Raw genomic sequence first — 24789 nt, 5'->3', positions numbered from 1 at the left:
ATTATTACTAATACCTCTAATTAAATGAGGTGATTGATATGTTTGGTAAGTCGCTCTCCATAATCAAATTATTCGGATTTGAAATAAAAATCGATCCTAGCTGGATAATCGTCCTTTTTCTCATGATTTGGTCGTTATCACTAGGAGTCTTTCCCCAATATTATCAAGGTTTATCTTCAATAACTTACTGGTGGATGGGTATATTTGGAGCAGTCGGTTTATTTGTCTCGATTGTCATTCATGAGCTATTTCACTCCTTGGTTGCCCGGCGTTTCGGGTTGCCAATTCGGGGGATTACCCTGTTTATGTTTGGCGGTGTTGCCGAAATGACCGAGGAACCAGCTAATGCAAAAACTGAATTCTATATGGCGTTAGCTGGTCCAGTAACTAGTATTATCCTGGGTTTGATTTTCTACAGTATCTATTTAATCCTAAAAAGACTTGGAATCTCAATGGGAATTACCGGTGTTTTTGGATACTTAGGAATAATTAATTGGGCGTTAGCTGGTTTTAACTTGATTCCTGCATTCCCTTTGGATGGTGGTCGAATTCTGCGCTCAATTCTCTGGTGGAGAAAAAAAGATTTGCGTTGGGCGACTCGCATTGCTTCACGAATGGGGGAAATATTCGGTTTTACTCTTATTTTCCTTGGTGTTTTTAGCATTTTTCGGGGGTCCTTTATTGGTGGCATTTGGTTATTTTTAATTGGAATGTTTCTTCAAAATGCCTCTCAGGTTTCGATGCAAAGACTCATGGTCTCCAAAGCCTTAGAAGGTGAAACTGTTCGCCGATTTATGAAAACCGATCTAGTTACTATTTCAGAAGCTGTTGTCCTTAAAGATGTGGTTGAGGATTATATTTACCGTTACAATTATAAAATGTTTCCGGTTGTTCGGAATAGTAAATTAGTTGGATGCTTAACTACCCGTGATATTAAAGAAATACCCAAGGAAGAATGGAACACCCAAACCGCTGGAGAAGTCTCTAAATCTTGTTCAATCGATAATACCATCCATCCTGATGCTGATGCCACTCAAGCGCTATCCTTAATGAATCGCACCGGGAATAGTCGCTTGATGGTTGTTGAGAACGATCAATTGATAGGGGTCATCACCCTGAAAGATCTCCTCCAATTTTTCTCTTTAAAAATGGAATTGGAAGGAGATAAATACCTTAATAAGTGAGCGGAAAATAATGGTAACGAGAAACCGATAATTAACTCCTACATCACTTGTGTGGCATTAGATAAGGATAAAAGTCACTTATTCGCAAATTTATCTCCCCTTTAGCAAAGGGGAGATAAGGATGATATTTTAGTTATTCAGGGAGAGTTTGCTTTAAGAGATCTTTTTATTTTTTCGGAAAATAGGCAATGGCTTCGATCTCAATTAGAACCGGCGCAGGTAATTGCCCAACTTCGATGCAGCTCCGGCAGGGATAGATATCTTTGAATTTCTTGCCATAAGCTTCATTCATCTTTGAAAAATTCTTCATATCTGTCAAGAAAACTGTGGTTTTCACAATGTGATTTAAATTTGCTCCAGCTTTTGCTAGTAGGGTTTCTATTTTTTCCAAAACAAAAGTTGTTTGTGTCTCAATATCCTCTCCCACTACTTGTTTTGATTCATCAAGAGGAACCTGTCCTGAAACATAAATAAAATCTCCAGCATACAATGCACCGGAATACGGAACGTTTTTGGGTCCAGCAACTACTACTTGAATACTATCCATCGCTATCACTCCTTTTTATGCTTTGGCAATCTTTTTCCCGAATTCTATAGCTTCGTTTTGCTGCCTTTCATCGGGATTCCAATTGTTCCTGAAGCCTTCATTAATAATTTCAAATCCAGCATTAGCCAAACTTTCATTCATAATTTTCGTTGATTCACCGCTCCAGCCATAACAACCAAAAGATGTTGCTTTTTTCCCTTTAAATTTCATTTCTTTCATCAAATAAATAAAACCGGCAATAGAATGAAGAATACTATTACCTATTGTTGGAGATCCAATAATAACTTTCTTGGATTTAAACACTTCGGTAATCAAATCATTGTCATCGTTTTTAGCCAGATTAAAAACTTTTACTTCAACATCCGGATCAGCCATTCCAATTCCTTCAGAAATTCTCTCAGCAAGCTTTTTTGTCCCATTCCACATGGTATCATAAATAATTGTTATCTGATTTTCTTGATAATCATTTGCCCACTGGGAATACTTCTCGACAATCTGCATGGGATTGTCTCTCCAAATAACCCCATGGCTGGTTGCAATAATATCAATGGTTAAGTTCAATGAAATGACTTCGGCTAATTTCTTCTTTAAAATTTGGCTAAAAGGGGTCAAGATATTGGCATAATACTTCATTGCTTCCTTAAATAAATCACATTGATCCACCAAGTCGTTATATAATTTGTCAGTGGCAAAATGCTGACCAAAAGCATCGTTGCTAAATAAGATATTATCTTTAGTTAAGTAAGTTGCCATACTATCCGGCCAATGGAGCATTGGCATTTCAACGAATACTAACTCTTTTCCTCCGCCAACACTCAATTTATCCCCGGTCTTTACCACCTGAAAATTCCATTCTTGATGGTACTGACCCTTCAATGATTTCACGGCATTCGCAGTGCAATAAATGGGAGTATTGGGAATGTGTTTCATGAGGGCTGGAAGGGCGCCACTGTGGTCCACTTCTCCATGATTCGCTATAATATAATCTATTTTATTTAAATCAATTTCTTGTGCCAAATTCTTAACAAATTCTTCGGCAAAAGGAATCCAAACTGTATCAATGAGAACATTTTTTTCCTCTTGAATCAAATAGGAGTTATAGGTAGAACCATGATTCGTGGAAAATTCATCTCCATGGAATTTCCTCAGTTCCCAATCAACTTTTCCCACCCAATATACGTTATTTTTTATTTTTTTCTTCATGAACCCATCCCCTTTATTATAATTTCAATCCATATCTCGCTTCCTGCTTCTCTTTCAAATTTTAACACTTTTTACATAATTTTTTTCTTTTTTCATATAACGTGTTAACTTCAGGATTTTGATCTCCAAAAATTTCAAGCAGAGAGTCAACGATCTTTTTTCTCTCCATACCTTTTTTTTCACTGTTTTTAATCTGTTGATAGGCTCCGAATAAAGTTGAAGGTCCGATTTCTGACGAAAAATTGCCGATTCCCTGATTCCAAACAAATAATGCAAAGATTTCATCCAGCTCTTCAGTGGTCGTTCCTAACGAATAGGCTTTGATGAGCTCTCGGGTTGCCTGTCTAAAACGTGAACCACCCACTGCATTACTCATAGACAGAAGGAGTTTTGTTTTGAGATCAATAGCTGGGTTTTCTTTTTCCCAAATATATTTCCAAAAATTTACTACCTGGCTGGCAAATAAATCATCAATTTTTTTGTAATTAATGATCGCTGTGGGCTTAAAAGGCATATCTGCTCCGGTTTCATAGGTGACGTCTCTTTCTTCTAATCTATAAAAATATACCCGATACTCCCTTTCGGACTTTTTTTCTGTAATATAATCAAATCCCAGATCCGCCAAAGCCGAGTAAAGTGGAATGGGTTCAAAACTCTGAATAATACAAAGTCCTTTCCCTACGGGAATATTTTGGGCTTTTTTAAGTAAAATGGGTAAAAAGTTAATCATTAATTTTCTTACATCCACTACTTCAAATGATTCTTTTTTGTTTATCCAATTTTTTTCCATTATTATTTTTCCTTTCATTCTTAGGGTTCTTTTTTTTCATGAATTTCAATTTTATTTTATCCCATAATTAGTTTGATGAATGATGCATAATAATTTAAAAATACTCTTTTCCCCTTTACAATTCAATATTTTAACCTAACTAAATTTTGGGTGTTTATTGCTTTGCATTAAGTTGAGAGAAGCTTTTTATTTATTAAAAGGTTACAACAATCGATAAGCTCAATAAACAACAAAGAACTTAACAAAAAAGAGGAATAATAATAAACAAGTAATTCGTGATCAGTCTAATGAAAATACTCGGAAAAGGCAATCAATACAGTTCACTTCTATATCGTCTAGTTTGATTTGGAAAACACAAACCCTACAGTTCATTCATTGTCAGATTAAATAAAATTTATGCCGGTACTTACAGAGCCAATTGTTGAGGTATTTTCTTAAGACCAAAATCAATATTTTTTATAAGTATTATCATCACCATTAATTTAAATCCTCATTTTATTAATTCGTTAGGATTTCATCTTTTTAACCCTTCTATAATTAAATATTAGATTTAAATAAAATAATAAATAAAAAACAGGGTGCAATTTCTTTGCACCCTGTTATGAAGCCTACAACCAAAATAATAACCCAATAGCCTTGGATTTTATTCAGATAATTAAAATCAATTTACTTTGAAATAACTCTTTCAGGAGGTCTGATCTTTCCCCCATTCCCGATTTCAATAACCATTCCATAATACTTTAAAGTATCCAGGTAATAATATTCATCTTCATCAAACTTTCCGCTTTGAATTACGGTTATTCCTTTTTTCCCAAATTCCTGAATTGCTTTTTGACAATCCTTATAATAGTACTTGACGTGATGCAACCCCTCTCCTTTTTGCTCCAGGTATTCATTATAAATGCTCCGACCAGTCAATGGTTGAATGAGTTCAACCTGAATATGACCTGGTGAAGCTATAGCAATGCGAAAATCATGGTTTGAGGGCTTCCCTCGTACCATTGATTCGCGAAGCACTGGAGGAGCAAAAGTATATATTTCCCAGGGGCCAACATCCAAGGTTTCCATGTAAAACTTTACGGCGCCCTCTAAATCCTTTACTAAATACCCAATCTGAATTAATTCTCCATCTTGCATAACGATTCCTCCTTATTACATCTCGAATATTCCAATACCCTCTTAACTGGAATATTTTTCTCGATATTTCATTGTTATTGTTCTGTTTTTGCTTTTCTTAATGATCTTTTAGATCCTTCTCCATAAACATAATTGACAATCATGATGATCAAAAGCATCAAACCATAGATTAATCCTCTTGCATAGGGAGTTATCGCAAACAAGGTAAAAGAGCTGGAAAGTGATTGAAGTATTAAAATACTCACTAATACTCCTAATACCTTCCCCGAACCACCCTCAGGATTGATTCCTCCCATCACTGAAACTAGAATTGCTTGGAGAAGATAGGTATCTCCATAACCAATCCGTGCTGAATTCACTCTCGATATAAGGATCAGGGCACTGAAACCGCACATTAATCCGCCGATCATGTAGGTTAAAATAACAGTTTTCTTGGTTCGTATACCGGAAAAAAGAGCTGCTAAATAGTTATTTCCCGTCAAATAAACACTTCGTCCCCATACGGTGAGTTCCAAAGCTAAGGCAATCAGGGCAAAAACAATAAACATGATGAGTAAAGGAATTGGTAATCCAAGAAATCGAGAATTCCCAAACAACATGAAAACCTCTGGAAAGCCTACCACTCCTCGTCCTCCGGTAATTGCCATACCAATACCGGTATAAAACAACATAGTACCTATGGTTGCTAACATTGCAGGTATTCTTATAAAGCCAATAAGTATCCCATTTAAAGCACCACAAATTAAACCAAATAAGAGTGCTACTAATATTGCTAAAGCAACTGTTACTACCGTTCCAGCTGTGGTAAGCAAGGTTTGGTTGGTAAGGATTAGGGCAGCTAAAATTCCGGATAGGTTCATATTCCCAATTATGGATAAGTCAATCCCACCAGTTAGCATTGCCAAGGACATGGCTAAAGCTAAAAAACCAAACTCAGGAATTTGAAAACCCATCGAGACAAAGTTACGACTGTTATAGAAACTTCCTCCCAATAGAAATGCAATTCCAACCAATACAATCCCAAATATTACAAAAAGGATGATCATTTCTTTGGATATTTTTACCATTTGTGTTTTCCTCACAGAAAGATCAGGTTCTTTTCGCTCTCTTTTTTATTTCGATAAGCGGTTATTCCAACACTGAGGAGAATGATGATTCCAACAAAGAAATTGTTCCAAGAAGAAGAAAGACCGATAAGAATTAAAGTTGTATTTAAAACAGAAATAATGAGCACTCCAAAAAATGCCCCTAAAACCGTTCCTCTCCCGCCGGTCAATTTAGCCCCACCAAGGACTGTTGCAGCAATAATGGTGAGTTCTTCACCTACTAAGGAAATTGGATTTAGTGAACGAACTTCAGCTGCGTATATAATCCCCATAATTCCTGCCAAAACACCCATGTAAGAATAAACAAAATAACGAATTGATGCGATATTTAACCCAGCTCTTTGTGCAGCAACTGGGCTACTTCCCAAAGCATATACGCTTCTTCCTAACATGGTCCGATTTAAAATAAACCAGGTTACAAATACAACCAAGGCAACTGGAATGAGGAATAAAGTGAGATTCGCTGTTCCTCCAGTCGATAGAGGAATGGATAAGAGGGAATTGGTACCGAATCGAACAATAGATTTCGGCATCTGCCCAACTGGAATGAATTTGGTTCCAAAGAATACCGATAAAGCCCCGATGAAAATATTTTGTGTTCCTAAAGTAACGATAAGGGGCTTTAATCTAAATTTATGTATAATGATACCGTTTAAAAAACCCAGTATTAAACCAATTAAAGCCGAAGCTAAATAAGCTAAAAACAAACTATCGATGCCGAACGCTATCATAATTCGTATAGTAATGTATCCACTAAAGATGGCCATAGCCGTGAAGGATACATCAATTCCACCAGAAACTAATACCACTAATACTCCCATAGCTAATACCATCATTCCGGCACTACTTTTTATAATATCAAAAATATTATCCAGCGCTAAGAATGCCGGATTCACTATACTAACAAATGCACAATAGGCAAACAGAATAAGAAACAATACCGATTCTTGTCGTTTCATTAAGTCTCTGATTGGATACCTTCTTCCATTCATCCTAAGACCTTCCTTCCACCAGGCTACGAAGTTCATCCTCGGTGGTATCACTGGTATTAACAGTTGCAGTTATTTTCCCATCCCTCATGACAATTACACGATTACAGTTATGGTATATTTCGGGAATTTCATCAGAAATCATAATAATCGCCATTCGATTTCGGGCTAATTCATGGATTATTTCATAAATTTCCGACTTAGACCCAACGTCGATTCCAATCGTTGGGCTATCAAGGATAAATAATTTTGGATTAGTCGCCAGCCATTTTCCCAACACGACTCGTTGCTGGTTTCCACCAGACAATGTTTCAACAATTGTATCCATAGAAGAAGCTTTGATGCGAAGCTCATTGAAAACTTTATTGCTTTCTTCTTTTGCCTTGGTTTGATCAATTACAAGAAAATGCTTCAATTGTTCAAGGGTTGCAGCTGTTAGGTTGTCGGTGATGGATTTGGTTCTAAAAAGCCCTTGGCTGTGCCTATCTTCGGGCAATAAGGTAATTCCAAGTTCACGAGCTTTGGCCGGATTGCCAATATGTACCCGTTTATCTTCGAATAATATTTCACCTGACTGCGGGTGATTTAAACCAAAAAGAGATAGTGCCAGCTCGGTTCGTCCAGCACCAAGAGGTCCAGTAATACCAACGATTTCTCCTTCATCGACTGATAAGCTAACATTACTGAAATGGGGTTTTCGAGTTAATTCCCTTAATTCGATAATTCGCTTCCCATTTTTAACGTCTGGTTCAAATGTTTCATATATTATCTCCCGCCCTGTCATATAGAATGCCAATTTGTTCTCATCTAATTCATTGGCAGCGAAATCACCGATTTTTTCTCCATCTCGCAAAACTGTTATGATATCAGCGATGCGAAATACTTCGTTTAATTTATGGCTGACAAATATCGAGGTAATATTTCTTTGTTTCAGCTCTTCGATGGTTTTTAATAGTGTATCAATTTCTTTTTTAGTCAAAGCTGTAGTTGGTTCATCAAATATAAGCAATTTAGCATCTAAAACCAATGCCCGGGCAATCGCCACAATTTGTTTTTGGCTCATTGATAAATTGCTCACTTGTTCCTTCATATCAATCTTAGAATCAAGGCGTTCGAGTTCTTCATTCGCTCTTTGAAGGTATTCTTTCTGGTTAATAAACCACTGTGAATTTTCTACCAGCCAATTAAAAGCAATGTTTTCTCCAACAGAGAGATCAGGAAAGAGAGAAAGATCCTGATAGATAACCTGTACTCCCTCACGCATGGCTTGTCGAACGGTCAGTTTTTTGTAGGTATTTCCGTTAATTTCTATTGTTCCACTTTCAGGTGATTCAACACCAGAGATAATGCGGATTAAGGTGGACTTTCCCGAACCGTTTTCACCTACCAAACAGTGAACTTCTCCATAGTGTACATCCATGTCAACACCTTTTAGAGCTTGCACACCAGGAAAAGTTTTATTGATATTGCTTAGCTTTAAAATTAATTGTGGTCCCATGATTCTTCCGCCTTAAGAGGCTTATCCAAATCTATGCCCAGCCTTTAGGAAGCTGGGCATAGATTTGGATAAGTTTTCATTATTATTAAAAGGAGTTTTTAGAAGGGGAAATCATTCACATTTTCCTTGGTAAGTACCAGGGGTGCGTTGCCATAGATAATACCATCTTCTACGGTCACGCTCTCATATCCTTCTTTACCAAGGCTAATACCAGTTTCAAGTGGTTCTCCTTTTAGAACTTTATAAGCAATCATTGCGCACACATAACCTGCATCAGCTGGTCGCCAACATTGTGCTTGACGGAGAGAACCAGATTCCAGATAGGTTTTACTCATAGATGGAAGAGTTAATCCGACTACAGCTACCTGTTCTTGCAAACCACGTTCCTCAACAGCTTGGGCTTGCATGATAGTTGATGAAGCGGAACAGCCAAACATTCCTTTGATATTGGGATAGGTACGAAGCAATTCTCTTGCTTTATTATAAGCAGTTTGTTCAGTGTTAAAATCTTCAACCGGTTCTTGAAGGATGAATTTCATGTTGGGATATTTCTCTGCTGCGTAATCATGCCCGGCTTGGAACCATTGCATGTGGGTTTGCATGGTCAAGGCACCAACCATACCAACATATTCGCCTTCATAGTTCATCTCTCGGCCAAGACTTTCGAACATTAAAACGCCAAAATCTTCATTCCGGAAAGCTTCCATATCATAATCAACAATCCCTTTCAGCTCTTCTGCTTCATGGCTGATTACAATAATACCAGCATCTTTGGCTTTTTTGATGACCGGAATCATTGATTTCGGGTCATTTGGAACTACCAGTATGGCGTCAACACCTTTGGCAATCAGGTCCTCAACCATTTGAACCTGTTTGGCAGGGTCTCCACCCTCTGGAGCAATTTGGTAAGAAGTGACATCTTCATGATCCTTACCAAATTCTTCAACACCAGTTCGCATATCGTCAAACCAAGAAATTCCTTCATGCTTTGCAACCATAACGATTTCAAACTTATCCTGGGCGAGCACGGTTGCGCTTAAAACCAATAAAACCAGCATGACCAGTACAAATACTCGAGCTAAATTCCGCATATTTTTCCTCCTTTTTCGCAACAATCCTTGATCGGTGTTGCATATAATAAAATGAAATTAACACACCATATTTTTATTGTCAATGAAAATTTGAACCAAAAATCTATTTTCTCCTCTTCAAGTTTTAACTTTTTCTTCAGTTAGAAAATGTTCCATATCTGGTCCAGCACCAGCCCAAACCGTGATCGATTTTTCTTCTCCCACATTGATGGAATAATGAGATACACTCGGAGGAATCAAGATCGCATCACCTGTTTCCAATAAATGATACTCCTCTTCATCGGGAAAATGAATCACAATTTTCCCTTGGATCACATAACAGATTTCATCGGCATTTTTATGACCAAAACCTAAACAGGCACGTTGACCGGGAAGGAGAGTACCTACGGAAAAAACAATTTTATCGGTAAAAGCATAAATCTCAGTTAATTCGTCTCCTTCCATAATTATTTTTCCTTGACCTCTTTTTATTATCCTTCCCTTCAATTCTTCCTCCTTTGTTTATTCTTTTTTAGCAATAATCTGCCCTCTTTAAATTTAAGAGCATTCGAAGAACATTTTTTCTTCCATTCAATACAATACTAAACATAAATGATTAAATAAGCTATTTTTTCCTTTTTATTTTAAAACGTGCATTATTTTAAAAATCTATTCTATCTTCCACAACTTGGACATGATGGCACTGTCTGTTGTGAAGCATTTGTTCCTTCAAAAACCTTAAATTCAAGTGCATTACTTTCAACACCGTTAACTAAAACAATAAGCTGGTATATACCTTCGGCTGTCAGAGGAATGCCGGCAGTAATACTTGTATCTGACCAGGTGATTACGTTTAAGTCAATAGATGTTTGCTTCCATCTTCTAAATATGAGTTGGCTTGAACCTTGAGAGGTTCCAAATCCTGATCCCAAAACCGTTAATTTCGTTCCAGGTGTACCAGAAAGAGGAAACATAGATTCAATATGGGGCTCTGAACCGATAGAAGGTGTGGTTGTCGGGGAGGGAGTCGGTGAAGGCTCTAACGATTGTGGTAAACATCCAGATATCACAAGAAGAAGAACAACAACAAGAAACAGGAGAATAAAAAAACAAAAAATTTTCTTTAAGTTCATAGTATTTCCTCCTTAATTTTATAATAAATACTAATATATGATACTTTATTTAGTACATTTTTTTAAATCCTAAGTTAAATAAATCCGAGATATCGAATCACTATTTTATCTTTTCTTAATTCCACAATTTCAAAATCTATTCTCTTTTTACATTTCATGCAACCAATCCATTCCAAATAGCTATAAAAAAATATTTATAGACTACAAATAAACATTGTTTATTTATTGACTTTAAACTTTATTTTTTTATAATAAAAACGAAGTTAAAATAGGAGGGAATATTTATGTCACCTAACTCAGACAAAGAAAAACTTGCCATTGAAGGTGGAAAACCGGTAAAAACCACTCCATCCATACCTATGTTTCCTGGTGGTTTGGAAATCGGTGAAGAAGAAAAGCAAGCCGTATTGGAAGTTCTGGATAATAAATATCTTTTCCGTTATTACGGACCTGGAGAATATCCATCTCGAGTCAAAATGCTCGAAGAAGAATTTTCCGGCAAAATAGGAGTCAAACACTCATTGGCGGTGAATTCTTGCACCTCAGCGCTAATCACTGCTCTTGTGGCAGTCGGTGTTGGTCCTGGTGATGAAGTGATTGTCCCGGGATATACTTTCTTTGCCTCCTGTGCTGCAATATTAGCGGCAAAAGCGATTCCAGTTATCGCTGAGGTAGACAATTCGCTCACCATTGATCCCGTTGATTTGGAAAAGAAAATCACCCCACAAACCAAAGCAGTAATTCCCGTGCATATGCGCGGAGTCCCCTGCAATATGGAGCGAATTCTCTCAATCACAAAAAAACACAATCTTAAAGTCGTTGAAGATGTTGCTCAAGCTTGTGGGGGAAGCTATAAAGGAAAGTATTTGGGGAGCTTTGGCGATTGCAACGCCTTTAGTTTCCAGTTTCATAAAATTATCACTGCTGGTGAAGGTGGTATGGTTACCACCGAAAACGATCTCTTTTTTGATCGTGCTCAAGCTTATCATGATACTGCTGCTTGTTGGAGACCGGGTGGTCCAGCCAAGCGATTTGCTTCAGCTCGTTACCAGGGAGAACTTTTCCCCGGAGTTAATTTCCGGATGTCCGAACTCATCGGTGCGGTGATGCTTGCTCAGCTTCACAAACTTGACGGCATACTCAACAGAATGCGCAAAAATAAATCCAGAATTAAAAATGGCATCAGTGATATTCCAGGAATCGAGCTAAGGTACGTTCATGACCCAGCTGGGGACACAGGGGTTTCATTGGTTTTCTATTTAGAAAACGGGCAATTAGCCGAAAAGTTTGCCACTGCTTTAAAGGCTGAAGGTATTGAAGCCAGTTCTATTTTCAATAAAGGGATCCCCGACTGGCATATTTACTCCCATTGGGAAATGATCATGAATAAATGGACTCCAACTCCCGAAGGTTGTCCATATAACTGCCCCTACCATCAAGGATCAGTTCCCAATTACAATCGAGAAATGTGTCCCCAAACCTTGGTTCTATTAGATCGTTCTGTTCACCTTGACATTCCGCCCCAAATGAGTGAAGAAGATTGTGACCTTACTGTAGAGGCAATTCGTAAAGTTGCTCGAGCCTATTTATGAAATTCTTAACAGTTTTCCCTCAATTCTTTTTTGTGAGGTAATCCTTTGAAACATCGGGATATGAAGTTTTTAAACCGAGGAAAAATCCTTAGTTTTTTATTGAATCATTCACTTCTTAGTCGGGCTGATCTAGCTGAAAAAGCTGATGTCAGCCCAGCAGTCGTTTCCCACATTATTAGAGAATGTTTAAAGGAAGGAATAATTCGTGAGGATTCTGAGGGGATCTCTCGAGGTGGGCGAAAACCAATCCTTCTTTCTTTTGTTCCCGACAACAAATTGGTAGCAGGATTAGTTCCCGGGAATATAACCGAATTTGCCGTATCTAATCTTTCTGGCCAACTGCTTTATAAAGAAGAAATAATAACCAAAAAATACCCTACCCCTATAGAGTTAGCTGCGTTTCTCAAAAAAATATTAAATGAATTTCTAATCAGAAATCACAAGTCCTGGTCACAATTGGTTTCCTTGGGAATAGGAATCCCGGGTATTTACGATCCCGAATTAGACCTTATCCATAAAATGGGTAAAATTTCCAGCCTTTTTGAATGGGAAGGAGCAAAAATTCGTGAAATTTTCTCTCGAGAATTTCCCTGTCCGGTTTTGGTCTTTGACAAGGTAGTCGCTATGGCTTTTGGTGAAGGAATACTGAGTTCTGATGTTCCAAATGTCAGCTTAGTCTATCTGCACCTGGGAAGGGGAGTTGGAGCTGGTTTATTCCTAAATGGAAAAATCTATCGGGGCTCTCAAGGAGCCGCTGGAGAAGTTGGTTATATGGTTTGTAACCCTGTGGATGAAATGGGCCCCATTTCTCTTCATGATATACCTCCCCTGGAAAGCGAAATCTCTTTAAATACTATCCTTAAGGATTTTCGAGAAAAATGTCCCAACTCTTTTCCCGGGAATCAAAGGCAATCGGAAAGCGATGAAATTATGATTTTACGCAATACTTTTTTAAAGGGCAATTCCCACTGTGAAACAATTTTAAAACCGGTTTTAGAAAAAGCCGAGGGAATAGCGGTTAATTTGGTTGCAATGCTCAACCCAGATTTTTTGGTCCTTGGAGGCAAGGTAACCGAAATATTTTCTGAAATTCTTCAAGAAAGGATAGTCCAAAGACTTCAACGATCAGTCCTTTTCCTACCTCGGGTAAAAACTGTGACTCTGGGAAAAAATGAAGAAATCATGTGCACTCTCTTTTTTGCGATCGATGATTACTTCCAACGTTTAACAGGAAATAACCAAGGGTTAACCTCCGCCTTTTTAAAAAGACACAACCCTCGGATTTGGAATCAATAAATTATAGAAATTAGTCCCTTTTTTTGGTGAGGGTAAATTATTGTTACCCTCACCAAAATCAAATCAATTTATCCTCGAGGAGGAGTTAAAATGGTAGAGATTTCAGTCTGTTTTGAACCGCTGTTTAATGGAAAAACTGATCTAGAAAAAATCCAGTCCATCCATAGGCTCGGTTACAACGCAGTGGAATTTTGGGATTTATCCGGAAAGGATCTTAAGGGAATTGCCGATTACTGCCAAAAAACCGGCATTAAAATTGGCATCTGTACTCTGCAAGATCCCTGGGGAAATATCCGTTTACACACCGACACCAATATATACCTTCAACACTTTTCCGAATCTCTCGAATTGCTCAAATTAATTGGTTCTAAAAGAGTTATTGTTCTAACCGGAGAAAATGACGGACAATCCATAGAAATTCAAAAGAATCAAATCATAAAAAATTTAAAAGCTATTAGCAGTTTGGCTGAAAAAGCTGGAATCGTGGTTTGCTTAGAAGTTTTAAATTCAAAAGTCGATCATAAAGGGTATTTCCTAGATTCATCAGTACTTGGTTTTGATATCATTCGACAGGTCAATAGCCCTTCAATCAAAGTGCTCTACGATATTTATCATATGCAAATCATGGAAGGAAATATTATCTCAACCATTCAAGAGAATATCGAACTAATTGGTCATTTCCATTCTGCCGGTGTTCCTGGACGACATGAACATTTTTATGGTGAATTAGATTATAGAAATATATTTTTAGCCATACAGGAAACCGGATATGATGGTTTTTTTGGACTCGAATATTGGCCAACCCTGTCTGATGAAAAATCATTAGAAAAAGTCCGGGAGTATTTTCTTGATGAATAGCTCGTGATCAATTCTTAAGTTCATTTTATCAATCTTTACTATTTAAAATACTTGTAAATGGTTGAAAGGTAAATCTATTTTAAAAATTAAAAAAATTGGGGAAAATTTTGCCAGAATGTATGATATAAATAATAATAAAGGAGGGTAGTCGTCTTGAAACTGAATCAAACGGAAGTATTATCTCAAGAAGAAATCCACCTCATCCACGATGCAACTCTCGAAATACTCGAGCAAGAGGGTGTGGTTGTACTCAGTGATATGGTCCGAAGTTTTTTAGCTGAGAAAGGCTTACCGGTCGACCATAATTCGGGAGTGGTCCGGATACCCTCATCGGTGGTAAACTCTTGTTTGAAACAAGTTCCATCTTCTTTCGCCCTCTTTGCTGTGGACGATAAATCTTGGAAAAGGATCGGACAGGGGGAGCCTCTTTTTGCCTGCGGGCACAATGCGGTTTTTTTTCTTGATCACCAAACTGGAATACGAAGAGATTCTTTGGTTGAAGATGTTGAAAAATTTGTCTGTATAGCTGACCAGCTGGATGAAATTGACCTGATAGGTATTCCGGTTATGCCACAGGATACACCGGCTGAATCTACTCTTCTCTATGCTGTCAAGGCTGCTCTAAACAATTCAACCAAGCCTCTCTTTTATTCGTCTGAAAGTGCTTTTATAAACCGAGCAATAATTCAAATGGCCAAAGCCATTAATCCGGAGGTTTCTAAACGCCCCTTCTTAATTAGCCAGCTTTCCCCCACCAGTCCACTTTTTTGGGAAAAAGGGACTATTGAAGCTTTGTATGAGGTATGTTCGAGCGGTATTCCTCTTGCCGTTCTTCCCGAACCAATTGCTGGAGCTTCCGCTCCTTATTCTTTAGCTGGTCTTTTAACCATGCATAATGCTGAGTGCCTCTCAGGTATTGTTTTTTCACAACTGATACGAGAAAAAACACCGGTCATGTATGCCAGTTCCTGGACGGTTTATGATATGCGATCGAATATGGCAGTTATCGGTACCCCTGAAACTAATATTTTAAGAGTTGCTGGTGCCCAAATGGCTGCATTTTATCACATCCCTTCTCATACCACAGCTCCCAACTCTGATTCCCATTTTCACGATGAGCAAAACTCTTGGGAAAGAACCCTCAGCGCTTTTATTTCAGCGTTGGCTGGTAATCATTTAATCGTTAATGCTGGAATGTTCGCTACCGGTCTTACCATAAGCTTGGAACAACTCATACTTGACGCAGAAATCATTGGGCAAATCAAACGAATTTTAAGGGGTATGGAAGTAAGTCAGGAGATGATATATCTCAATGAAATAAGCCGAGTTGGTCAGCGAGGGAATTACCTTACTGAAGATTCTACTCTCACTCACTTGAGAAGTGGTCAATTTTGGAAAAGCTCGATTTCTATCCTGGACCATTATCAAAATTGTCAGAACTCTGGAATGAACGATGTTGTTTTATCTGCTCAACAAAAGATCGATAGATATTTAACCCGAATTTCAAAAAAAGTACTTTCTCAGAACATTGTTTACAAAATGGATCAAATCATCAATTCCTTTGAGGAAAGGAGGGAAAATGAGTAAAAAATTAAAAAAGTTAAGAGTAATAAAAAACCTATACGAAAGGGGAATTGCCATGTATAAAAGTCGATGGGCATTAGCCGTGGTTCTTTTAATATTCAGTTTCACTCTTGCTATACCCGCTTTTGCGAAATCCACAGTCACTTTTCATAGTTGGATGGCAGCAGAGGTTACTTCGGGGGGAATTAGCGTTTTACAGGAGGCGGAGAAGAAATTTGAAGAGATGAATCCAGACATTGACGTTGAAACCGTCCCTCTCCCTTATGAAGAAACGCCTGACCAATTGGCCATTATGATAGCAGCAGGGAATCCACCAGACATTACCACCGTGGATGTTATCTGGTTGGAACAATTGGCAGCTATGGGTGGCTTGGAGCCCTTAAGTGGTTATCTTTCCGAAGATCTTTCAAAAGATCTTTTCCCCAGTTCTATTGATTTGGGGAAGGCGCAAGGAGATCAATATGCTTTAGTTTGGAATGATAATCCAAATCTCCTCTGCTATAATCGAGTACTCTTAGAAAAAGCTGGGTTCAATCCCGATCAACCGCCTCCAACCATGGATGACTTCAATCAAGCTATTGCGGCAATATCCGGGTTGGGAGATGACATCTTAGGGATAGAACTGAATATGTCCAAAGATTCATTCTCAGCTGATTATTTACATCCTTGGTTATGGAATTTTGGAGCTGAGGTTTTTGACCAAGAAGGAAATGTGATCCTCAACAATGCTGCTGGAGTCGAAGCCGTGGAATGGGTAAATAGTCTGGTAAAGAATAAATACATGGATCCGGGTCTTGGCATTAGAGAAATTCGAGTCATTTTTGCTCAGGAAAAGCTCGGTTTTATGCTGGAAGGACCCTGGATTCGAGGAATTTTGCGTGGATTGAATCCTCGTGAAGAAGAATTCGATAAAGACTGGGCGCTGGCTCCTATTCCTAAGGGTTCAGCCATCCCTGATGATGTTCCCTATGGATATTCAAACCCAAGTTCTCATATGCTGGTCCTGTCAAAAGATAGTAAAAATAAAGAAGCAGCTTGGAAATATATGGAATTTCTCATCAGCGATCCTGAAATCACCAAGACCTACTACCAAGATACCGGTCTCATGCCCACACGGATTTCACTCCTTAACGATCCGATATACAAGGACGATCCTTTTGTCCGACAAGTATTGAACCAGACCGAGTACATGAAAAAACCGCTTGGCTGGGGACCTCGTTGGGGTCGAGTTGGAGAAATCGTCATGGCAGCCGTCCAAGAAGTGGTTTTAATGGGTCGGGATGTTCAAGGTGCTCTGGATGAAGCTGTCCGTCAGATTGATATAGAACTTTCAATGTAAATGAACTGGGAGAAGAACTTAAAATGCTAATTGGAAAAAAACGAAGCGATAAAAGGCTCTATTTTCTCCTGATACTTCCTTCGGCTACCATTTTAATCTTAACCATAGGCTACCCACTGATTAATGGGATCATTCTTGGATTCCATTATTACCGGCTAACCGATCCTGCACGAGGAGTGGTCTTTAATGGCCTTCAGAACTTTCGGATGCTGTTGTTTGGAAATCGGATATTCTGGATATCCCTTTATCGAACCTTTCTCTATTGTCTTGGTTCTACCGGGGTTTCTTTTTTCTTCGGTTTCCTTATTGCTCTCCTGCTCTATGGTCCGATTCGAAATCGTAGTCTCTTTCGCAGCCTGTTTCTTCTCCCTTGGGTCATTCCATCTACAGTTGTAGCATTATTATGGCTTTGGATATTCAATCCCCAGTATGGAATATTGAACTTTCTTTTGAAAGATTTGGGATTAATCAGACAATTCCAATCGTGGCTGGTTAATCCCAGCTTAGCGTTACCTTCGGTAATTCTAGCCACTAGTTGGAAATATTTTCCCTTCTTTATGCTCATGCTTTTAGCCGGCCTCGAAACTATTCCTAAGGAACTTTTTGAAGCGTCAACTATTGATGGGGCAACCTTTTTTCAGCGACTGAGATATATAATTCTGCCTAGCCTCAAAGAAATAATCATCATCGTAACCATCCTGGAAATCATTTGGGAATTCCAAAACTTTACTATCATCTGGATTCTTACCAAGGGAGGCCCAGTATATCAGACGACAACCATGGGGATTCAGATATACCGAACTGCTTTTCGAAATTATGATATGGGGATGGGAGCAGCCATGGGTTCTTTGTCTTTAATAGCTATGTTGATTTTCAGTCTATCCTACATTAAAACCTTAAAATTCGGGGAAGGAGATTGACATGTCGCGCTACCGAAACATCCGCCTCCTGTCGAGTACCACTCAGTACCTAGTTATCATAATTTTGCTCATAGCTGTTCTGTTTCCAATTGCCTGGATGGTATCGACTTCTTTCAAAGATCATCATGATCTTTTTGAAACACCACCACGCTGGATTCCCCGCAATCCAACCGCAGCTGCCTATCAACGGATTTTTATCTCCCGAGCTGGGGCTGGAGGAGTAAATTTTCTAACTTATTTTAAAAATAGCCTCATAGTTTGCGGTGCTACTGTAATATTCTGTATCCTATTAGCAATTTTTTCAGGATATGCACTTTCTCGTTTCCATCGGCGGGGAAGGAAAAGTATTTTTACCAGCATCCTGATAACTCAAATGTTTCCTCTTCCAATGTTTTTAATCACCTTTTATATCATGTTTATGCGATTGAAACTTTTAAATTCCTATACCGGCTTGATTATTGCCTACACCAGCTTCTCATTGCCTTTCTGTATCTGGATGATAAAAGGGTTTTTCGACAAAATTCCTTTAGAACTTGAAGAAGCTGCCTTGATCGATGGCTGTAGTCGGATGAGTGCTCTTTGGCGAGTAGTCATTCCTTTAGTATCTCCTGGGGTTGTTGCCATTGGCATTTTTGCATTTCTCTCTGCCTGGGATGAGTTTATGTTTTCCCTCACCCTCATGTCTCAAGATGCTATGCGGACTCTTCCTCCCGGAATAGTTCTCTCTTTTGTAGGCGAATTTGACGTTCGCTGGGAGGATATGATGGCTGCCAGCGTAGTTGCCACGCTTCCGGTCTTGATTGTTTTCTTAATACTCCAAAAATATCTGGTTGAGGGATTGACTGCCGGTGCGGTCAAAGGATAAGCCAATTTTATTTTAAATAATAAATGTTTATGATATTTATCACCTGGCACACTGCGGACAAGAACTTGGCACCTGCAACCTAAACTCGACCTCATCGCTTTGGATTCCATTCACTATAACTAACTATAACTAAAACCCGATAGGTATCTTTCATGAGTTGAGGAACACGAGTAATAATGGTGTTATCCGACCAGATTATAATCTTACCCTTAAAATTTTATCATCTCCTCTTTTAAAAATCAGGAGACTTTGCTCTTGTAAGGAACCAAATTCTGAACCGGCAATGGTAATTTTCGTACCCGACGGTCCCGATTGAGGAGTAATGGTATTAATGTGTGGTGATGGAGTGGGCGAAGGTAAAATTAATGGAGTTGGTTATATTGCTTGGGGTAAACATTTAAAAAAAACAATCAACGTTATCTTAAAAAGTAAAAAAACGCTATTGTTTTAACATTAATTCCTCCTCGTTTTTTCACGTCGAATTATAAATAACAGAGTGAACGCAATGAAATTTTAATGAATACATTTCCAGGCAAAATAATACAAAAAAAAGGAGTTCATAATGAACCAATTCTTGCGGAAACACAAAAAAACAGATTTTAACAAACCTCTTCCTTTTTCTCGCCGAGGTGTTTTTGATCATGTCATTTACATCCTCTACGCTTCAGAATTGGACTTCTTTTCTCCACCTGGAAAAACTTCGAACGCCCTCTTTGAAAAGACGGTCCTTTTCCCCAGTTCTCCAGGAATTAATTCCTCAGAGCCCGTGGTTTACTAAAATATGATACCTTTTCATTCTTAATAAGTCGAACTATTATTGGCTCTTAACCGGATCTCCATCGATTTTTATATACTCATAATGTATCGAAACGTGCTCATTTAAAAGATTATCATTCCAACTAAACCCGAGATGAGAAGTAAATAGATAGGATTTAATTTTTTAAAAAACATAAAAACAAAGAATGCAGCCACGGCAAGCAAATAAGGACGAAAGCCCAAAAAACCACTACTTGTTATAAGATAAATCGAGCGCATAAGGAGAACAAGCACAACAACCATTATAGCGCTTAAAAACCGCTGATAAATTGTGTTTTCCTTAATTTTTAAAAGGGTTATAGCAAGAAAAAACATAATGAGAAAAGGTAGAAAGTTATAACCCAGAGTAGCCACTAATGCTCCAGGAAATCCCTCCAAGCGGTATCCTATAAAAGTAGAAAGATTCATGCCAATTGGACCGGGAGTCGTTTCAGCAATGGATACCATGGAAAGAAAATCTTTCATTGAAATCCAATTCAGATCTTCCACAATTTCTTTATGCAATATTGGGAAAATTGCATTTCCACCTCCAAAAGCAATAACACCAATTTTACAAAATTCTAAAAATACTTTGAATAACATGTCTTTAGCTCCTTAATAAAAATATGCCCATAATTCCAGCAATTAAAACGGTATAAATAGGATTTACTTTAAAAATAAAAATTAAGGTAATTGAAAAGAAAAGAATCAAAACTTTAACTAAATTAAATCGTATTCTTTTAAACATTTTATAAATTATCCCACCGACTTCTCCAACAACACCACATAAAATACCCAGCATCAATTTTTTAATTAGCGCAATTTCTATAAAACTTTGATAAAAAAATGCAATCATGGTTATTATGGCCAACGGTGGTATGATAATTGCCATGCAAGAAAAAATGGCTCCCCAAAACCTCCTAATCTTATAACCAATGTATGTTGCCATACAGATCATGAGTGAACCCGGTACAATTTGGGATATAGAATATATTTCCATAAATTCTTCCAATTTAAGGTATTTTTTCTTATCCACTAAAATCCTTTCTAATAAAGGAACCATTGCAATGCCACCACCGACGGTAAAAACCGAAACGTACAAAAAAATTGAAAAAAGTTCGAATACAACTTTTAATTGTTTTTTTTCTTCCATTATTCTTGCACCTTTGCTCAGTAAATTTGATGAATTCAAGTTATTTTTTTTATCTATCAACATGGTACACTAGTTTGAATCTCTTTCTTTTGTTGAGACAATTAACTTTTTGCTCACTTAAAAACAAAGAATAATAAAATGAATGCATTCGAATAGAAAGAATGCATTCCGAATTTACGATATTTTAACGATGTGTTTTTGTAGTTTTTTAATATTCCTTTTATTATGAATCAATTTTTAATAAGCGTAATAAATAACTTTTTCAGGATAGACTACCATGCTGCTTTCCATCAACAGATAAGGATGGAAATATGTATTCAGGAATCAATGTCCCCCTTTAGAAAAGGGAGTGAGGGGGATTTGGCTCCAATGGGAATAGATCGAATCCCGAACCATCTCCCTTTCGCCAAAGGGAAAATAAAGAATAAAGAATAAAAATTATTCTTAAGAGATTGCCACGTCGCTTTGCTCCTCGCAATGACGACTAAACAATTCCCTTTCAAAGGAGGAATATCGCGGAATGACGGGGTGGATCTGATTTATAAATCTGTATATTTGTTTACTATCTCGTACCAATAAAGGGAGGGAATCTCCTATGAGTCTTTTACACTTGCTTCTTATTACCCCTATTTTATTCAGTTGGTATGCACAATTTCGTGTCCAAAATATTCTTCAACAATACCGATAGTAAAAAACCATAAAAACATAAATGAAAAAATATTGCTCGACAACTCCTAGATGAAAACCAGTTAAAGGATGTCATAGTCGAGGAAATTCCGGCATACTTCATCGATCATTATAATCCTAAATCCAAAAAAATCACCTTATCAGCAAGTATTTCTGAATCCGATTCTATCACCTCTTTAGGAGTTGTCGCCCATGAAGTTGGTCATGCCTTACAGGATGCAGAAGGATATCGATATATTAAAATACGCAATAAACTGGCCAAGCGCTTAAGTATTTTAAGCCAATTTAGCCCATTGGTATTTATTGGTGGCCTATGGTTTGGAATTCCCATTTTTAGGATTTTAGCTCTTTTTATGCTCGGAGCCTTTGTTGTATTTACTATTATCACCCTCCCCGTCGAGCTGAATGCTAGTAAGAGGGCAATTTCCCTCCTTAAAAAGAGTAAAATTATGGTTAAAGAAGAGGAAGAAAGCGTACAATAGGTTTTGAGATCAGCAGCCTTAACTTACCTTACAGGACTTTTTCGGCAGATTTCAATATTCCTATTTATCACTGTAATCGGTCTTCTTTCTCGTAACATCATTCATTTTTAAATATATTGTCTAATTTTAAATGGTGGTAAATGAGAATGAAGAGATTTTTTGATCCGTAAATATGCTTGATTCCTTTAATGAATAAAAACTTATTTTTTAGGAGACAATCTCAAAAAAAGTGAACAAATGCGAGATTGTCTCCTATTGCTTAATAGCATCAATACTTAAAAATACTTTCATTCGGTTATTGAACAACAAACCCTCCATCGATTACCATAGGATGTCCAACAACAAAGGATGCTTCATCCGAACATAGCCATAGCACAGCTTTAGCAATCTCTTCCGGTTTTCCCAACCTTCCTATGGGTTCCAAGGCGGTGTATTGTTCTTCTTTTTTTGGGTCTCCGCCAATAACCCGATCGACCATCGCAGTGCGGATAATTCCAGGACAAACCGCATTAATTCGAATGCCATGTTGGGCATACTCGAGGGCCGCTGTTTGGGTTAAAGAAATAACTCCACCCTTAGAAGCACAATACGCTGAAAGCCCTTGAAATCCAACCAATCCAGCGACTGATGCCATATTCACGATAGCTCCTCCTCCATTTTTTACCATAACCTGTAACTCATGTTTCATACACAACCAGATTCCCTTCAAATTAATGGCAATCACTCGATCCCAGTTTTCTTCGGAACTCTCAGCGGTTAGAGCATTTTCCCCTTCAATTCCGGCGTTATTACAGGCACAATCCAATCGCTGAAAACGAGATATCGTCTTTTCAATAAGACTTCTAACTTGAGTGGTATCCGAAACATCTGTCTTGATAAAAACTGCTTCATTCGCTTTATCTTGGATAGATCGAGCTATTTCTTCTCCTTCTTTTTCTAAAACATCGGCAATGACAACTTTAGCACCAGCCTCGGCAAATGCTAATACTGTTGCTTTTCCGATTCCTGAAGCACCACCAGTAATTAAAGCGACTTTGTCACGAAAGGTATTGTTCATATTCAACCCTCCTTATTTTTTTCGGATAATTTCCCCCCTTCTTTTTAGGTGCTAACAAATTAGGTTCATTTTTATTGCATCAGGTTTGGTTTTTTATCTTTTTCATCGTACGCCTTAGGCTGCTATCCTGTGGAGTTTACAAGTAGAAGTTTTCATATTCCATTTCTCGTAAGTTCCGCAGTACAAAGAGAAGTTCTTTATTGAATCTCTTCCAAATTTTTTTGATTCTTGTTTTTTAGGAAGAAATGGAAAAAAAACGAAAAAACGTAAGGGATCGTACTCCACTCGGGTATCACAAACGCCAAAACTAAACATACTAAAGATATAACTATGAAAATAAGACGATACCTTTTTTCCCGAACAATAATAGTTTTATCCAGATTTGGGTCAACGAGGTCGGAATGAGATGTAGCTGCTGACCAATTCCAGGAAAGAAAAAGACTGATCAACAAAAGGTTTGAAATGAAAAAAACGGCTGCTACTGGTTGATTGGGGTAATCACCCATTAAGGAGGTGGAAAATGGAAATAAAGCTACGAAAAGAAGATTAAATATATTGATCCAAAGGATTTTCCTATTAATTTTTTTAATGTAATAGAATTGTTGATGGTGATCAACCCAAAAAAGAGCTAAAAGTATAAAACTCATTGCATAATGGATAAAATCCGGTTTCAGGCTGAGTAGATATTTTCCCAACGAATTGGGATCAATTTCATCCACTGACTTGGGAAGGTCAATGCTCAAAACCATGAGGGTCATAGCGATGGCAAAGATTCCATCGGTAAGGGCCTGTATCCGGTCACTGGCTAAAAAAAACTTATTTTTTTGAGGTGTTTTCTCAATATTCATATTCCCACAAACCAATAGAGTAACATAGTAAATCGTCTCTCAACAAATTGCAAAATTAAAGGAGAGCAATCTCATCTTTTAAATATTTTTAAGGAAAAATCCGAAATGATGAGATCCGCACGCGGGAAAGCATCACTCAGGAAAACTGATGAAAGGCACACCCCCCCCTGAATCCCCCCTCAATGGGCGAATAAATATTTGATGGTATTTACAGGATAGACCGTCATGCTGCTTTGCAGCACCAGATGAGGATGAAAATACCTATCTAAATCCGTCATTGCGAGGAGCGTCTTGTGCGACGTGGCAATCTCTACCATCCACTTAGTCATTCTGAGGAGTCCGGTGTTTTTGCCGGACGACGTAAGAATCTCATCATTTAAAGTATTTATGAAGAAAAAACTTAAAAGATGAGATCCTCACGCCCTCAAAAAGCGAGGGCTCAGGATGACCGATTAAAGGCACACCCCCCCCTCAATGGGCGAATAAATATTTGATGGTATTTACAGGATAGACCCTCATGTCTCATAGCAGCACCACATGACAATGAAAACGGGGAAGGCTTATCCTAATCAGTTTTATTTTTTTACTCTCTTTCTTTTTCATCTTACGCCGTAGGCTGAAATCCTGTCGCGGTTTACATACAGGATAGACTTTTC

General features: G+C 37.9%; 24 protein-coding genes. 9 read left to right on the top strand and 15 right to left on the bottom strand.

From position 1 onward, the window contains the following. Nucleotides 1-38: 38 nt before the first annotated feature. Nucleotides 39-1184 carry a site-2 protease family protein gene (locus RT761_RS08760; RefSeq protein ID WP_218111044.1) on the top strand — a complete coding sequence of 382 codons (1146 nt, stop codon included), beginning with the start codon at nucleotides 39-41 and terminating at the stop codon, nucleotides 1182-1184. A gap of 166 nt (nucleotides 1185-1350) precedes the next feature. Here the strand turns inward: RT761_RS08760 and RT761_RS08755 are convergent, their stop codons facing one another. The 10 genes from RT761_RS08755 to RT761_RS08710 all read right to left on the bottom strand — a co-directional run bounded on the left by RT761_RS08755 (nucleotide 1351) and on the right by RT761_RS08710 (nucleotide 10657). After that, entirely contained in the window at nucleotides 1351-1731 is a 381-nt protein-coding gene (locus tag RT761_RS08755) for a RidA family protein (protein WP_218111043.1), read from the bottom strand. Nucleotides 1732-1746: 15 nt separating this feature from the next. After that, nucleotides 1747-2934 carry an anaerobic nitric oxide reductase flavorubredoxin gene (locus tag RT761_RS08750; RefSeq protein ID WP_218111042.1) on the bottom strand — a complete coding sequence of 396 codons (1188 nt, stop codon included), beginning with the start codon at nucleotides 2932-2934 and terminating at the stop codon, nucleotides 1747-1749. A gap of 61 nt (nucleotides 2935-2995) precedes the next feature. Then, nucleotides 2996-3724: a sulfurtransferase TusA family protein gene (locus tag RT761_RS08745; protein ID WP_218111041.1), complete on the bottom strand. Its 729-nt coding sequence runs from the start codon at nucleotides 3722-3724 to the stop codon at nucleotides 2996-2998. A 666-nt stretch (nucleotides 3725-4390) separates the two neighbouring features. Further along, nucleotides 4391-4861 carry a VOC family protein gene (locus RT761_RS08740; protein WP_218111040.1) on the bottom strand — a complete coding sequence of 157 codons (471 nt, stop codon included), beginning with the start codon at nucleotides 4859-4861 and terminating at the stop codon, nucleotides 4391-4393. A gap of 74 nt (nucleotides 4862-4935) precedes the next feature. Continuing rightward, nucleotides 4936-5928: an ABC transporter permease gene (locus RT761_RS08735; RefSeq protein ID WP_218111039.1), complete on the bottom strand. Its 993-nt coding sequence runs from the start codon at nucleotides 5926-5928 to the stop codon at nucleotides 4936-4938. A gap of 11 nt (nucleotides 5929-5939) precedes the next feature. Further along, nucleotides 5940-6959 (bottom strand): ABC transporter permease, encoded by a 1020-nt coding sequence (locus tag RT761_RS08730; RefSeq protein ID WP_218111038.1) that lies wholly within the window; start codon nucleotides 6957-6959, stop codon nucleotides 5940-5942. A gap of 1 nt (nucleotide 6960) precedes the next feature. Next, complete coding sequence (locus RT761_RS08725) at nucleotides 6961-8454, bottom strand: sugar ABC transporter ATP-binding protein (RefSeq protein ID WP_218111037.1); 1494 nt, start codon at nucleotides 8452-8454, stop codon at nucleotides 6961-6963. A gap of 98 nt (nucleotides 8455-8552) precedes the next feature. Continuing rightward, the gene (locus RT761_RS08720; protein WP_218111036.1) at nucleotides 8553-9545 is read right to left on the bottom strand and encodes an autoinducer 2 ABC transporter substrate-binding protein; all 993 of its coding nucleotides are present in this window, start codon (nucleotides 9543-9545) and stop codon (nucleotides 8553-8555) included. A gap of 117 nt (nucleotides 9546-9662) precedes the next feature. Further along, the gene (locus RT761_RS08715; protein WP_218111035.1) at nucleotides 9663-10031 is read right to left on the bottom strand and encodes a cupin domain-containing protein; all 369 of its coding nucleotides are present in this window, start codon (nucleotides 10029-10031) and stop codon (nucleotides 9663-9665) included. A 167-nt stretch (nucleotides 10032-10198) separates the two neighbouring features. Continuing rightward, nucleotides 10199-10657: an IPT/TIG domain-containing protein gene (locus RT761_RS08710; protein WP_218111034.1), complete on the bottom strand. Its 459-nt coding sequence runs from the start codon at nucleotides 10655-10657 to the stop codon at nucleotides 10199-10201. A gap of 284 nt (nucleotides 10658-10941) precedes the next feature. Here RT761_RS08710 and RT761_RS08705 point away from each other — a divergent pair, with 284 nt between their 5' ends. The 7 genes from RT761_RS08705 to RT761_RS08675 all read left to right on the top strand — a co-directional run bounded on the left by RT761_RS08705 (nucleotide 10942) and on the right by RT761_RS08675 (nucleotide 19111). After that, on the top strand, nucleotides 10942-12249 hold the full coding sequence (locus tag RT761_RS08705) for a DegT/DnrJ/EryC1/StrS family aminotransferase (RefSeq protein WP_218111033.1): 1308 nt from the start codon (nucleotides 10942-10944) through the stop codon (nucleotides 12247-12249). Between the two features lie 45 nt (nucleotides 12250-12294). Beyond that, complete coding sequence (locus RT761_RS08700; RefSeq protein WP_218111032.1) at nucleotides 12295-13545, top strand: ROK family transcriptional regulator; 1251 nt, start codon at nucleotides 12295-12297, stop codon at nucleotides 13543-13545. Between the two features lie 90 nt (nucleotides 13546-13635). Continuing rightward, the gene (locus tag RT761_RS08695) at nucleotides 13636-14403 is read left to right on the top strand and encodes a hydroxypyruvate isomerase family protein (protein ID WP_218111031.1); all 768 of its coding nucleotides are present in this window, start codon (nucleotides 13636-13638) and stop codon (nucleotides 14401-14403) included. 153 nt (nucleotides 14404-14556) lie between these two features. Next, a complete protein-coding gene (locus tag RT761_RS08690; protein ID WP_218111030.1) occupies nucleotides 14557-15990 on the top strand; it encodes a trimethylamine methyltransferase family protein in 1434 nt (477 codons plus the stop codon). Then, on the top strand, nucleotides 15983-17326 hold the full coding sequence (locus RT761_RS08685; RefSeq protein WP_218111029.1) for an ABC transporter substrate-binding protein: 1344 nt from the start codon (nucleotides 15983-15985) through the stop codon (nucleotides 17324-17326). The genes RT761_RS08690 and RT761_RS08685 overlap by 8 nt, the downstream gene beginning before the upstream one ends. A gap of 23 nt (nucleotides 17327-17349) precedes the next feature. After that, complete coding sequence (locus RT761_RS08680) at nucleotides 17350-18246, top strand: carbohydrate ABC transporter permease (protein ID WP_218111028.1); 897 nt, start codon at nucleotides 17350-17352, stop codon at nucleotides 18244-18246. Nucleotide 18247: 1 nt separating this feature from the next. Next, nucleotides 18248-19111 carry a carbohydrate ABC transporter permease gene (locus RT761_RS08675; RefSeq protein ID WP_218111027.1) on the top strand — a complete coding sequence of 288 codons (864 nt, stop codon included), beginning with the start codon at nucleotides 18248-18250 and terminating at the stop codon, nucleotides 19109-19111. Nucleotides 19112-19306: 195 nt separating this feature from the next. On the opposite strand, the gene RT761_RS14380 is transcribed toward RT761_RS08675, so the two are convergent. The 3 genes from RT761_RS14380 to RT761_RS08660 form a co-directional block, all read right to left on the bottom strand. Then, nucleotides 19307-19444 carry an IPT/TIG domain-containing protein gene (locus RT761_RS14380; RefSeq protein ID WP_425491275.1) on the bottom strand — a complete coding sequence of 46 codons (138 nt, stop codon included), beginning with the start codon at nucleotides 19442-19444 and terminating at the stop codon, nucleotides 19307-19309. A 546-nt stretch (nucleotides 19445-19990) separates the two neighbouring features. Next, the gene (locus tag RT761_RS08665; RefSeq protein WP_218111026.1) at nucleotides 19991-20509 is read right to left on the bottom strand and encodes a chromate transporter; all 519 of its coding nucleotides are present in this window, start codon (nucleotides 20507-20509) and stop codon (nucleotides 19991-19993) included. Between the two features lie 4 nt (nucleotides 20510-20513). Further along, nucleotides 20514-21059, bottom strand: a complete 546-nt coding sequence (locus tag RT761_RS08660; RefSeq protein ID WP_218111025.1) for a chromate transporter — start codon at nucleotides 21057-21059, stop codon at nucleotides 20514-20516. 719 nt (nucleotides 21060-21778) lie between these two features. Between RT761_RS08660 and RT761_RS14375 the strand changes: the two genes are divergently transcribed. Continuing rightward, nucleotides 21779-22228 (top strand): zinc metallopeptidase, encoded by a 450-nt coding sequence (locus RT761_RS14375; RefSeq protein ID WP_218113412.1) that lies wholly within the window; start codon nucleotides 21779-21781, stop codon nucleotides 22226-22228. Nucleotides 22229-22523: 295 nt separating this feature from the next. On the opposite strand, the gene RT761_RS08650 is transcribed toward RT761_RS14375, so the two are convergent. Together RT761_RS08650 and RT761_RS08645 are read right to left on the bottom strand one after the other, a co-directional pair. Next, a complete protein-coding gene (locus RT761_RS08650) occupies nucleotides 22524-23285 on the bottom strand; it encodes an SDR family oxidoreductase (protein WP_218111024.1) in 762 nt (253 codons plus the stop codon). Nucleotides 23286-23482: 197 nt separating this feature from the next. Next, entirely contained in the window at nucleotides 23483-24133 is a 651-nt protein-coding gene (locus RT761_RS08645) for a TMEM175 family protein (protein ID WP_218111023.1), read from the bottom strand. Nucleotides 24134-24789 lie beyond the last annotated feature (656 nt).

It is taken from the genome of Atribacter laminatus (assembly GCF_015775515.1).
GTDB classification, from domain to species: domain Bacteria; phylum Atribacterota; class Atribacteria; order Atribacterales; family Atribacteraceae; genus Atribacter; species Atribacter laminatus.
The sequence above is the reverse complement of the archived record's forward strand: the minus strand, read 5'-3'. Positions and strand labels throughout refer to the sequence as shown.